The 12393-nt window shown below is 37.0% G+C and carries 11 protein-coding genes; 6 read left to right on the top strand and 5 right to left on the bottom strand.

The features are described from left to right. Positions 1 to 7 precede the first annotated feature (7 nt). Positions 8 to 1096 carry a PTS sugar transporter subunit IIC gene (locus tag JG29_RS06670; protein WP_045923173.1) on the top strand — a complete coding sequence of 363 codons (1089 nt, stop codon included), beginning with the start codon at positions 8 to 10 and terminating at the stop codon, positions 1094 to 1096. Between the two features lie 340 nt (positions 1097 to 1436). Further along, complete coding sequence (locus JG29_RS06665) at positions 1437 to 1745, top strand: glycine cleavage system H family protein (RefSeq protein ID WP_045923172.1); 309 nt, start codon at positions 1437 to 1439, stop codon at positions 1743 to 1745. 139 nt (positions 1746 to 1884) lie between these two features. On the opposite strand, the gene JG29_RS06660 is transcribed toward JG29_RS06665, so the two are convergent. Continuing rightward, the gene (locus tag JG29_RS06660; protein ID WP_045923171.1) at positions 1885 to 2727 is read right to left on the bottom strand and encodes a glycosyltransferase family 8 protein; all 843 of its coding nucleotides are present in this window, start codon (positions 2725 to 2727) and stop codon (positions 1885 to 1887) included. 136 nt (positions 2728 to 2863) lie between these two features. Between JG29_RS06660 and JG29_RS06655 the strand changes: the two genes are divergently transcribed. After that, the gene (locus JG29_RS06655) at positions 2864 to 3274 is read left to right on the top strand and encodes a MarR family winged helix-turn-helix transcriptional regulator (RefSeq protein ID WP_045923170.1); all 411 of its coding nucleotides are present in this window, start codon (positions 2864 to 2866) and stop codon (positions 3272 to 3274) included. A 6-nt stretch (positions 3275 to 3280) separates the two neighbouring features. Then, positions 3281 to 4678 (top strand): MFS transporter, encoded by a 1398-nt coding sequence (locus JG29_RS06650; protein WP_045923169.1) that lies wholly within the window; start codon positions 3281 to 3283, stop codon positions 4676 to 4678. Positions 4679 to 4726: 48 nt separating this feature from the next. On the opposite strand, the gene asnB is transcribed toward JG29_RS06650, so the two are convergent. The 4 genes from asnB to JG29_RS06630 all read right to left on the bottom strand — a co-directional run bounded on the left by asnB (position 4727) and on the right by JG29_RS06630 (position 10477). Then, positions 4727 to 6685 (bottom strand): asparagine synthase (glutamine-hydrolyzing), encoded by a 1959-nt coding sequence (gene asnB / locus JG29_RS06645; RefSeq protein ID WP_045923168.1) that lies wholly within the window; start codon positions 6683 to 6685, stop codon positions 4727 to 4729. A gap of 317 nt (positions 6686 to 7002) precedes the next feature. Further along, the gene (locus JG29_RS06640) at positions 7003 to 8631 is read right to left on the bottom strand and encodes a malolactic enzyme (RefSeq protein WP_045923167.1); all 1629 of its coding nucleotides are present in this window, start codon (positions 8629 to 8631) and stop codon (positions 7003 to 7005) included. Between the two features lie 508 nt (positions 8632 to 9139). After that, positions 9140 to 9991, bottom strand: coding sequence for an aldo/keto reductase (locus JG29_RS06635; RefSeq protein ID WP_045923166.1), 852 nt, complete (start codon positions 9989 to 9991; stop codon positions 9140 to 9142). A gap of 15 nt (positions 9992 to 10006) precedes the next feature. After that, positions 10007 to 10477 (bottom strand): nucleoside 2-deoxyribosyltransferase, encoded by a 471-nt coding sequence (locus JG29_RS06630; RefSeq protein WP_045923165.1) that lies wholly within the window; start codon positions 10475 to 10477, stop codon positions 10007 to 10009. Positions 10478 to 10604: 127 nt separating this feature from the next. On the opposite strand from JG29_RS06630, the gene JG29_RS06625 reads away from it, so the two are divergent. Together JG29_RS06625 and JG29_RS06620 are read left to right on the top strand one after the other, a co-directional pair. After that, complete coding sequence (locus JG29_RS06625; protein WP_045923164.1) at positions 10605 to 11480, top strand: RluA family pseudouridine synthase; 876 nt, start codon at positions 10605 to 10607, stop codon at positions 11478 to 11480. Positions 11481 to 11739: 259 nt separating this feature from the next. Further along, a complete protein-coding gene (locus tag JG29_RS06620) occupies positions 11740 to 12381 on the top strand; it encodes an SDR family oxidoreductase (protein ID WP_045923163.1) in 642 nt (213 codons plus the stop codon). The last annotated feature ends 12 nt before the right edge of the window (positions 12382 to 12393 follow it).

Below are 12393 nucleotides of genomic sequence, written 5' to 3'. Positions count from 1 at the left end.
ATAAATAATGAGTACAACCACTGCATCATCTCAGAATTCGGCGAAAACTTTCTTTAATAATGTATTAGCAGGAACAGCTACCGGGATTATTGTAGGGCTTATCCCCAATGCGGTTGTTGCTGCAATTTTGAAATTATTTGGGAACAGTCCCTGGGCACTAACCTTAAATCATGTTTTAATAGTGTTTCAATGTGCAACACCGTTATTAATTGGCGCTTTAATTGCTTATCAATTCAAGTTGACACCTGTGGATATCGCTACAATTGCGGCAGCCGCTTATGTTGGTTCAGGAGTAACCCAATTTAACCCGGCAATAATTAATCCGGCAACTAAAGCACCCGGACTTTATGTTTCAGCTGGGACGGGAGATTTGATTAATACAATGATTACAGCTGCTTTAGCAGTTTGGGTCACACTTTTAATTGGAGATCGTTTAGGATCAGTGAAGATTGTTTTAGGGCCGATTCTAATTGGAGGCGGTGTTGGTTGGATTGGTTATTTAATTTTACCTTTTATTGCTAAAATTACCACTTGGATTGGTGATTTAATTAATTCTTTTACTAACTTACAGCCTATTGTTATGTGTATTTTAATTGCTTGTATGTTTGCCTTATTAATTATTACACCTATTTCAACTGTGGCAATCGGTATGGCGATTAAATTGAACGGTATTTCGGCTGGTGCTGCTGCAATGGGAGTTGCTGCAACAACTATTGTTTTAGTGGTACATTCTTGGAAAACTAATAAATCCGGTGTTACTTTGGCCGTGGCTTTGGGCGCTATGAAAATGATGATTCCTAATTTGTTCCGTTATCCTATTATTTTATTACCTGTAATGACAACGGCAATCATATCAGCAATTCCAGTGGCCTTATTTCAAGTAGCAGGAACCCCGGCATCAGCTGGCTTTGGCTTGGTTGGCTTAGTAGGGCCTTTGGCTTCGTTGGATGTTGGTAAAATGAGTATTAATTTGTTAACCGCGGCCTTAGTTTGGTTTATTATTCCTATAATTGCAGCAGTTGCTTGTCGGCTGGTTTATGATAAAATGTTGCATCTTTATGATGAAAAACAGGCCTTTGCATACTTGGGCGAATAAAAGATTACTTTTATTCTAATTGGTATTTGAAAATAAAGAGCTGTGTGCTAGAAGCTGTACAACTCTTTTTTCAGCAATAAAACAACTTCTAGAATAACAATAAACTGAGGATCACTTGATGTTAATTAACCGCCTCAAACTTAATAATCACAATATAATGCTCTTTATTATTGTTGAGATACAAAAAAATCAATTTAAATAAAGATAAAACGTTGCCAAAAGTGCTATAATAATTGTTGATAATGGATTGCTTTTAGAAATTTAACAATTTATTGTTAAATGACCTTTACAGATTAATAAGCAGAATTTGAATCTTGTTCATAAAGGAGTTGTAGTACAAATGGCCAATAAAATGGAAGAAAAATATTTTTGGCAAGAAGACTTAGATGATGATCACATTCTTTTAGGTTTAAGTCATGAAGGCCAAAAAGAAGTCGGCACAGTATCTTTTATTGATTTTTATGACGATATTCAAGATGTCCAAGTAGGAGATCCTTTAGTGTCAGTAGAAGGATCAAAGGCAGTAACCGAATTGGAAGCTCCTATTAACGGTAAAGTTATTAAAGCTAATTTAGATTTAGCAGATAATCCCGAAAAAATTAATAGTCATGATCATCAAGATAACTGGATTGTCGAATTAGCAAAATAAACCGTTCTTTTGAACTATGCCATAAGTACAATCAAAGTTACTTGTTTAAAATGTAAACTGTTATAAATAAAAGGCAGCTAGTAAAAATAAAAGTGGAACTTTAGTTCCACTTTTTTTGTAGCAATAAAACTGCGATTTGTTAAGCAAGTGCTGACTTCATTAAGTTATGCATTTGATGTTGATAATGCAAGTATAATTCACGAAAGTTGCCCTTATAGCTTGCCTGCCAGGGTTTATCTTTGCCGCAAAAATGCAAAAAAGCAGTATTTTTAATCACCCAAGGCAGATTAAACTGACCGCCGCTGGTAGTTTCATAGATGATTTTTTTGCGGGTATCATAATTATAAATTTCATCCGGAATAGTGAGAATATGCTTGCCATAAAGAGCATTTAAAATGTCTTGATCTGGTAATAGAAAAAACTTGCCATTGTTTTTAATAGTTTGAAAAATATCTTGCGCCTTGACCTGTTCTCTAATCAAAGGCAAATTCATCAGTAAAACCCCCGAATTATAGTAACCATCACTTTCATAAGTATCTAGGCGTACTTTATTAAAGACGGTTGTAATATCGGTTAGTCCGGAATGAATAGCTGCGGCATATAAATTATCCTGAAAATTCAAGTTATATAATTTAGTGAAATCATTAATACATAAAATATCAGCATCTAAATAAAGAATACGCTGTAAATCGGCCGGTAAATAACGTTGAGCCAATAAACGAAAATAAATAGTCAAAGGATAGCGCTTAGATACAGGAGCCTGCGCCCAAAAGTTTGAATCTTCAATTACCAGAGGATAATAATCCATTTGTAATTGTTGACAAAAAACGGCCAACTCTTGATCATATAACAAACGGGGCTGCTGTAAGACAAAAACTCGGTAATGTTGTTGAGCATTAGTGTTCAGATAAATAGACCAGAGGGTAGTCTTTAGCTGCTGTAAATAGTGATTATCAATTGAAAATAAGAGATTAATTGGCATATTTGATTCCCCTTTACTACTATTTTAGCATGAAAAAAGCGGTTTGCTGCTAACTTAGTTATTGACAATTACGAAAAAAGAATTATATTAAATGACTGTATCGTTAGCTGACTAGCGATTTTGGAGGAGTGATGAAATGGTTCATGATACAGGACGCTTATTAAAGATTGCTGCGCGGCAGTTGACTAAGAATTTTGATAATTTTGCCCGGCAGTATGGTTTAACGGCTACGCAAATGTCGATTATTGATCATCTGGGTCGAAAGCAAGAAGAGGTGTTACAGCGGGATTTGGAGCAGGAATTCAATATTCGCCGTTCGACAGCCACTTTAATTTTGCAACGTATGGAAAAAAAAGACTTGATTAAACGGACTCCTGCACAAATTGATGCCCGGCAAAGAGCGGTTGTTTTAACTGATAAAGGCAAACAGTTAGTAGGATCCGTCAGTGATTATATGCAATTACAACAAACACAATTACAGCAACAATTTTCAAACACAGAAATTGCTCTGTTTGAAAAAATATTACATTATTATATGGAAGTGTAGTTTATTATGGCAACAGAGAAAAAAATTTCCGGAAAAGTTTTAGCTGCGGTAGTGGCCGCTGGTTTGATGTCTTTTTGTGGGGTAATAGTAGAAACGGCCATGAATATTACTTTTCCGACTTTGATGAAAGAATTCCAGGTCAATACAACAACGGTTCAATGGATGACCACAGGTTGTTTACTGGTGATCGCCATAGTGGTTCCGTTATCGGCAATTTTAAAGAAGAATTTTCCGACTAAGGGTATTTTTTTAGCAGCTAATTTACTATTTATTATAGGAGCCGTAATGGATGCTTGGGCGCCGTCATTTATGATTTTACTAGGAGGCCGGATGATCCAAGGAATAGGTACGGGGCTGGCTTTACCTTTGATGTTTAATATTATTTTAGAACAGGTGCCGACTTCCAAGATTGGTTTGATGATGGGAATTGGTTCTTTAATTACTGCGATTGCACCGGCAATTGGCCCCACTTACGGCGGATTAGTTGTTAATAGTTTAGGTTGGCGTTATATTTTTATCTTACTATTACCTATTTTAGTAATTTCTTTATTTCTGGGGTGTTCTGCTATTGAGCAGGTGAGTGCTCTGCAAAAAACTCCCGTGGATGTTCTCAGTGTTTTAAGTATTATTTTGTTATTTAGTGGTTTAATTTATGGTTTTAGCAATTTAGGTGTTCAAAACTGGTTCAGCTGGTCCGTATTAGGGGCATGGTTATTAGGAATCTTAGGGCTCATTTTATTAATTTATCGCAGTCGGGTTGTAACTTCGCCGATTGTCAACTTACAGGTTTTGACCAATAGACGTTTTAGCGGACATGTCATTAGCTTTTTCTTTTTTCAATTATGCAGTTTAGGGATTTCTTTTATCTTGCCTAATTATATCCAATTAGTTAATCATCAAAGTGCTACTGTCGCGGGACTTCTTGTGTTGCCAGGAGCAACACTGGGAGCTGTTTTGGCTCCTTTTAGTGGACAGCTTTTGGATCATTGGGGTGCCAGAAAACCAATTTTATGGGGAACCAGCTTTGCTGTATTGGCACTTTTACTTTTTACTATTTTTAGTCGTCATTTATCTGGTGGAATGATTGTAGCCATCTATTTGTTATATATGGCAGGTTGCGGTTTTGCTTTTGGCAATATCATGACTAGTGGATTGCAAAATTTAACCGTGCAGCAGCAGGCGGATGGTAATGCTATTTTAACAACATTGCAACAGTTTGCAGGTGCAATGGGAACCTCAGTGGTGGCTGCTATTATTGCCCAAAGCCAAAAACAAGGCCAATTAAGTAATGCTGCCAATACAGCTAACGGCAGTCATAACGCATTGTTAATTTTATTAGTGTTAGCTTTGATTGAATGGGTCATTTTATTTAAAGTGGTAGTTAATAATAAAAATACAAGATAAATAAAAATCCAAGGCTGTAAGCCTTGGATTTTTATTAGTTATTAAATTTTAGACTAAGGTACCATTTTCCGTAAATTTTTGCACATCGGGTTGAAGATGTTCATATTTTTTAAGGGTATTGTCAAAATCAATAAAATATAACTTATACCAAGTAAGGAAAGTAAAAATATTCCAGACTTGACGGCGACCGTCAATTTTATCTTCATAATTATCTTGAAGCAGTTGTAAAATTTTAGCTTGGTCAAAAATATCATTGACCCAATCTTCACTAAACAGTGCCTTCACTTTTTGGTAATATTTGTCTTCTTGCAACCAAGTTTTTACTGGAACCGGGAAACCTAGTTTAGGACGTTTAGCCCAGTCTTCCGGCAAATGCCGATTAGCAGCTTTTCTAAAGGCATATTTAGTATCGTGTTGATTGATTAACATTTTGGAAGGAATAGAATTGGCTAATTGAGCCACTTTTCGATCTAGGAAAGGAACACGTAATTCTAATGAATGGGCCATAGAAATTTTATCAGCTTTTTGCAGAATATCATTAAACATAAAATGATGTAAATCAATATACTGCATTTGCTTAACTTCCTCGGCATCTTTTACTTTAGCGAAGTCTTTTCGATAGATGCTTTGAACAGTTAAATCATTTTGATATTGAGGTTGCAAAACAGCATTGGCTTGTTGAGAAGTAAAAATTGTCGGCTGCTTCGGATCATAAATGAGAGATTCTCCTACATAATAATCTGAAGGCTGAGCCGTTTGACTATATAGATGCACTTTCCCAGGGAAATTCGGCATTTTTTGAAGACCCCGAGCTAAGTTATAGCGTAAATGGCGGGGTAATTTATGCAATCCATTCGCAAAAACTTTAACTACTGTATTTTTAGTATGCATACCATAGTTAACGTAACCGGCAAATAATTCATCAGCACCTTCACCGGATAGGGCTACCGTAACTTTCTTACGTGCTAAGCGGCATAAATACCATAACGGAATTACTGAAGGATTACTATCTGGTTCATCTAAATGATATTGCATTTCGGGAAAATCATTAAAAGCTTCATCACCGTCAACGGTGACTTCATTAAAATTCAACCCTTCTCGTTGGGATAATTCTTGCGCCACACTCGCTTCATCGTAAGGACCATTGTCAAAATTGACACTAAAAACTTCTTGGGGATGTAAGACAGAAGTTACATAACTAGAATCTACACCTTCGGATAGGAAACTGCCTACGGGAACATCCGCAATATGATGCATTTTTACAGACTCTTTGACAGTTTGATCAATTTCATTGACGGTTTGTGAAAGCGAACGTTGATAATTGATTTTATATTCAGCATCCCAATATTGATGAATCTGCAAGTCTTGTCCATGTAATTCAAACCAATGTCCGGCTGGGAATTTATAAACATTTTTAAAGAAGGTTTCATCTAAATCATTATATTGATTCATTAAAAAAGGCTTCAAAGCTTTTTTATTTAATTCCTTTTTAAAATGTGGGTGCTTCAAAAAAGCTTTAATTTCCGAACCGGCAATGAAGGTCGATCCCTGCTGATAGTAGTAAAGCGGCTTGATACCGAAGAAATCCCGGGCTCCATAAAGAGTTTTTTGATTATCATCCCAAATTAAATAGGCAAACATTCCACGAATGCGCTGCAAAGTACCTTCCATGCCCCATTCTTCATAACCATGCAGCAGTACTTCAGTATCAGTATGGGTAGTAAAAGTATGACCCGCAGTAATAAGTTCTTCTCTTAAGGATTGATAATTATAGATTTCACCATTATAAGTAATCAGAATAGAGTGATCTTCATTATAAATAGGTTGTTGTCCACCTTTTAGATCAATGACACTTAAACGTCGAAAGCCGAGGGCAACTTGATCATTGGTATAAAAACCACTACCCTTAACATTAGGACCACGATGCTGAATCATTTTCATCATAGATTGAATTGTTGTTTCTTTGTCGGTAATTGTTGGATCACTAAATGCAATAATACCACACATAATATTTCCTCCAATATTGATTTTAGGAAAGATGTTTTGGATGCAACTAACAGACCATTAATTAATTAAGCATACTAGTGGAAGTGGTTAATTACAATTTAAAGAGTTAAATTATTAAGAATATCTTTCATAAGTCTGATTTTGCCACAAAAATGGGGGTTATGCCATAAAATTGAATAAAATTTTTACTAATTAAACAAAGTTTACGGCTTAATCAGCCTTAAGCATACAAGAGTAATAATTAAAATTAAAGTACAACCACGAAATGTATAAATGATTAACAGTTGCCAGTAGCCCAATTCACGGTAATTTTGATTTTAATAGTGGGCAGACCATTTGATAGTCGCTACGGCTTCAGCTCCATTTGGGCAATTATTTTGACTTAATCCGTCTTTAATTGCCTGATTACAAACATTTTCGGCAATAGTTTGGGAAAAAAGCTCCAATTGAGAAATAGGCGGCAAAACTGCTGCTCCGGGCTGGCGAAAGTCCACCATCTCGCCAAGCGAATGCGCGGCGGCACTAATCATATTAGTACTGAGAATTTTTGCTTGGGCAGCAATAGCTCCCATTCCTAGTCCGGGATACACCAGAGCGTTATTGGCTTGACCGATTTGATAAGAAATACCCTGGTAGTCTACGGGTGCAGAAGGGATGCCGGTGGCGACTAAGGCGCGGCCGTGGGACCATCTGATTAAATCAGCGGCCGTAGCTTCAGCTAATTTAGTAGGGTTAGATAAAGGGAAAATAATGGGCCGCGGCGTATAACGAGACATTGCTTGAACAATATCTTCATCAAAAGCTCCGGCTTGAGTTGAAGTTCCGACTAAAATAGTGGGTTGAATTGCAGTTACGGCTGCTTTTAAAGTGGTTAAAGAATCCGAATGAGCAAACTCTTTACGGCTTCTGGTAAACGGCTTTTGTTCCGGAGTTAAAGCAGCCGTATCATCAAATAAAAGACCTTGTTTGTCTACTAAATAAAAGCGTTTTTGGGCGGCTGTTGGAGAGAGGCCTTCTTGAATCATTTCGTGGTATATTTGTTTGACGATCCCCATTCCGGCTGTGCCGGCTCCAAAGCATAAATACTTTTGTTCTGTTAGCTTTTGTTGACTAATCTTCAGGGCACCTAAAATAGCGGAGAGAACAATAATTCCCGTTCCCTGAATATCATCATTAAAAGTTAAAAACTGATCTTGATAATGATTCAAAATGGCAGCTGCATTATCCCGGCCAAAATCTTCAAAGTGCAGATACATGTTGGGAAAGAGCTGTTCGGCAGTTTGAACAAAATTATCGACGAATTGGTAATATGGTTCTCCTTGAATACGTTGTTGATGTAATCCTAAATAAAAAGAATCCTGGAGTAAGGTGGGGTTATTGGTACCGGCATCTAAAACCACAGGAAGAACTTGGGCTGGATTAAGTCCGGCAGCAGCTGTGTAAACCATAAGTTTGCCGATAGCAATATCCACACCTTGAGTGCCCCAATCACCAATACCTAAAATTGCTTCGCCATCTGTGACAACAATTAGTTTAATGGATCTTCCGGCAGCGGCGGTTTTTAAGGTTTCCGCCATTTCATCTTGGTGCTTAATAGATAAAAAAGCTGCCTGTTGGGGATTAATAAAAAGATGGCTATAATTTTCAATGGTCTCGGCAATGGTAGGATCATAAACCAGAGGCATAAATTCGGGAAGATGTTGCCTAAATAAATAAAAAAATAAAGTACGATTAGTGTTAAAGAGCGTCATTAAAAAAAGTCTTTTTTCTAAATTAGAATTTTTGCCTTGAACTTGTTCATAAGCTATTTGGGCTTGCTGGTCAATGGTTTGGACCTGCGGTGGTAATAAACCTTGTAAATGCAACGTTTTTCTTTCAGTTGAAGTAAAGCCTGTACCATGATTTAAGAACGGATCATTGAGTACATCTTGACCAGTTTTGGTCATTGGAATTCCTCCTTGTTCAAAGTAGCTGGGTGATTTAGTAGTTGTCACGGTATAAATAACATTTTTAAAAATGAGATCTTCAGTTATTAGTAAAATGACAAAATAATGGCAAATTTGCTGATCTGTAAATGTTGATTTTAACAATAACTGAAAATTGGATTTTTAATTAAAGTGTGACCGTTGTATATAAGTTAAATTAATTTCCAACCCTTTATTATGCTCAGATTGGTCTTGAAAAAGATGATACAATTTTAAAAATAATGGCTGTTGTGCCACTCTTGTAGAAGAGATAAAAAATCGACCCACCAAGAAATATTTTCACTCTTGATGAGACGATATTATTTTAACTACTTGTTGCGACCGCTCGTTTTAATTCTGGGACACTGTCTAATTGGGCCGGCCAAAGTAGTATGAGAAATTAATTTTTATCTAAGCGGACTGGTTGTGCAACCTTTTTGAAAGGGCAAACCTTACCTTAAAACTTATTTGACAGATTAGCAGAATAATTCTAATTAATCACTGGTCGTAATTTAGTTTGTGCCAGAAATTCATCACTATTAGGATCTGAGCCATTAGGCTGGTTTTTATCTAAACGGGCAATAGCCTGCATATCGGCACTACTTAATTCAAAATCAAAGATGTCAAAATTTTGTTGCAGCCGCTGTTGATGAACAGATTTAGGGAAAATAATGGCTTGCCGTTGCAAGTGCCAGCGTAAAATGACTTGCGCCACGCTTTTATGATATTTAGCTGCTAAATCTTGTAATACCGGTTCATCAAATACCCCGTTACTTCCTTGACCCAATGGCCCCCAAGCTTCAACGGCAATGTTATGCTGCTGCAAATATTGGAGTAGCTTCGGTCGTTGTAAATAAGGATGTAATTCGATTTGATCCACAGCAGGGGTTACTTGTGAGACTTGCTGTAATTGCTCTAAATGCTTAATCATAAAATTAGAGACCCCGATAGCTCGAATTTTTTTGGCTTGGTAAAGTTTTTCCATTGCTTGCCAAGCTTGTTGGTAACCGGGAGCAGGCCAATGAATTAAATACAAATCTAAATAATCTAAGCCTAAACGCTTGAGTGAGTTTTCAAACGCCTGTTTTGGATCATCAAATTCTGCAGGCCATAACTTAGAAGTAATGAAAAGTTCGTGGCGATCAATACCAGACTTTTTAATAGCTTCACCCAGCCATTTTTCATTACCATAAATGGCCGCTGTATCAAAATGACGATAGCCAATGTCTAAAGCCCATTGGAAGGCTTTGAGAAATTGTTCGTGATCCTTCATTTTAAAAACGCCCATACCCAGTTGGGGAATTTGAACGTTATTGTTTAAAGTAATTGTCGGAACTGTCATTATATTATCTCCTTACTAAATAATTTTTCCCTGATAGAGCTGTGTGGGAATTAAATTAAAATCAAAATCCGCTACAGCTGCCGGTTTTTGTAAATAAGCCTTGATACTTTTAACTAACATGAGATTTATACCTGTAGTTTGAACATCATCACTGCAAACCATAATTAAGGGTTTATTAATCGCATTAAGATATCCCATTTCCCAAGCGGTACCGGTATCAACTTGCAGATTATCCCAAGCAATAACCCCAATATCAGCTAACTGCATAGCAGCTAGATCATTATTATAAGTTTCTGTAGCCCATTCATAACTACCAAAAATACCCTCTGGATCATGATCAATACTGGCATTTTTGTATTGATGATCCCGTGGACTGTGCCAATATCCTACCGTGGGATTTTGTTGCAGGGCCGCTTCGATTTGATCCAATAATTGATTTTGTTTGGGGTTAAAGAAGCCTCCAGCTAAATAGATATGTTTTTGCAATTGATCAACTCCCTAGTTCTATCTTATTTTATTCTAACAAAAAAAGTAGTAATACCAATCAAATAATGGTCAATTTGCGAAATTAATTAAAAACTGGCACAATAAATGAAAAAATAGCAGGTGAATCATGCAATTTACTTTTGTGAACCATTCACAGTCAGCCTTACCAATCAAGCGTTTTTTAAGTGGACAAGGAATTAGTCATCGCTTGTATAATCAGTTGAAGCAATTGCCGCAAAATTTTGTTGTTAATGATCAGTTGGTGTCAGCAGAACAATTAGTGCAACCCCAAGATCAGGTGCAGATTACTCTTCCTGTGGAAGCAGATGACCCTCAAGTGGCAACTAGCAATCAACCCTTGACTATTTTATTTGAAGATCAGAATTGGCTGGTGCTGGATAAGCCCGCTTACCTAGCTTCTGTTCCGGGTCCCAATAATCCTACTGATACGGTGGTTAATCGTGTGAAAGGCCATTTAAAACAAGAACATTCGGCCAATTTAGTTCCTCATATTATTACCCGCTTGGATCGTGATACGCAGGGCTTAATGTTGATTGCTAAACATCGTTTAGCTAATAGCTGGGCCAATCAACAGTTAACGCAGCGTTCTTTGAAAAAATTTTATTATGCTTTGGTAGCTGGTGATATCAAAGAAAAACATGGCTTAATTGAGCAGCCGATAGGTCGTTTACCGCAGCAGATTGCGCATCAAGTTTTACCAACAGGGCAAATGGCTAAAACGGAATTTTGGGTTTTGCAACATTTTTCGAAGGCAACTTTGGTTAAAGTCCAACTGCATACCGGCCGCACCCATCAGATTAGAGTGCACTTTGCTTATTTGGGACATCCTTTAATCGGTGATCATTTATATGGCGGCCCTATGGATTTAGGGTTTAAACATCAGGCTTTGCAGGCCTATTATTTGGAGTTTATGGATGATTTTGCACAACAAAAACGTCAATTTCAATTACCGGAGCGTTTAGTGCAAAGTTATAGTAATTAAATAGTTATAATAATTATGTAGCGTTGGGCAGATAAAATTAACTGCTTGGAATGTCTTCAATAATAGCCCCCCAGTGTTTAGCATTTTGAAAATGACAATTGGCTAACAGTAGTTGAATAACTGTTAGTATTGTTAACTATTCCCGATAGAAGTGCAAATAAGCACTTTTGCAACGGAGAAACATCTCAGAAAGTGCTTTTCTTTGCCAAAAAAGCCGGAAACTACTACAGTAGTAGTTAACTACCCAGGAGGTTATCAAATGAGAAACGTTTTAATTTTAGGAGCCAGTGGTAAAATTGCTCTTTTAGTTGAAGAAATGCTGCACTCACGAACAGATATCCATCTGACTCTTTATTTACGTCATCTTGCCAAACTGCCTGATAAAAATCAAGCTTGGGGTCAAGTTATTCTGGGAGATGTAATGGATACTAAACTGTTAACACAGGCTATGGAACACCAGGATCTAGTTTATGCCAACTTAGCTGGAGAAAATATTTTCCAGCAGGCACAAAATGTGGTGACAGCAATGCAACAACAGCAAGTGCGCCGTTTGGTTTGGATTTCGACTTTGGGTATTTACAATGAAGTGCCGGGTAATTTTGGCAAATGGAATAATAAAATGTTAGGTGAAAGTTATCTCCCCAACTATAAAAAAGCGGCCGCAACTATTGAAGCCAGCAATTTAGATTATACGATCATTCGGCCGGCTTGGTTACAAGATCTGGATGAAGTTGATTATGAAATTACTACTAAAGATGAACCTTTTAAGGGAACAGAAGTCTCACGCAAAAGTGTTGCTAGTTTAGTAACAAAAATTATTACTCAACCCCAACAATACATTCAGCAATCTTTAGGAGTTAATAAGCCCCATACTGCGGGAGAGCGGGCCAGCTGGTATTAAAAAAATCCAGTT

Origin of the sequence: Bombilactobacillus mellis (assembly GCF_000967245.1) — a bacterium.
Lineage (GTDB): Bacteria > Bacillota > Bacilli > Lactobacillales > Lactobacillaceae > Bombilactobacillus > Bombilactobacillus mellis.
The sequence above is the reverse complement of the archived record's forward strand: the minus strand, read 5'-3'. Positions and strand labels throughout refer to the sequence as shown.

What these genes read in the sequence shown, in the direction of transcription:
- JG29_RS06670 (WP_045923173.1), top strand. Translation starts at nt 8, where the DNA reads ATGAGTACAACCACTGCATCATCTCAGAATTCGGCGAAAACTTTCTTT.
- JG29_RS06665 (WP_045923172.1), top strand. Translation starts at nt 1,437, where the DNA reads ATGGCCAATAAAATGGAAGAAAAATATTTTTGGCAAGAAGACTTAGAT.
- JG29_RS06660 (WP_045923171.1), bottom strand. Translation starts at nt 2,727, where the DNA reads ATGCCAATTAATCTCTTATTTTCAATTGATAATCACTATTTACAGCAG.
- JG29_RS06655 (WP_045923170.1), top strand. Translation starts at nt 2,864, where the DNA reads ATGGTTCATGATACAGGACGCTTATTAAAGATTGCTGCGCGGCAGTTG.
- JG29_RS06650 (WP_045923169.1), top strand. Translation starts at nt 3,281, where the DNA reads ATGGCAACAGAGAAAAAAATTTCCGGAAAAGTTTTAGCTGCGGTAGTG.
- asnB (WP_045923168.1), bottom strand. Translation starts at nt 6,685, where the DNA reads ATGTGTGGTATTATTGCATTTAGTGATCCAACAATTACCGACAAAGAA.
- JG29_RS06640 (WP_045923167.1), bottom strand. Translation starts at nt 8,631, where the DNA reads ATGACCAAAACTGGTCAAGATGTACTCAATGATCCGTTCTTAAATCAT.
- JG29_RS06635 (WP_045923166.1), bottom strand. Translation starts at nt 9,991, where the DNA reads ATGACAGTTCCGACAATTACTTTAAACAATAACGTTCAAATTCCCCAA.
- JG29_RS06625 (WP_045923164.1), top strand. Translation starts at nt 10,605, where the DNA reads ATGCAATTTACTTTTGTGAACCATTCACAGTCAGCCTTACCAATCAAG.
- JG29_RS06620 (WP_045923163.1), top strand. Translation starts at nt 11,740, where the DNA reads ATGAGAAACGTTTTAATTTTAGGAGCCAGTGGTAAAATTGCTCTTTTA.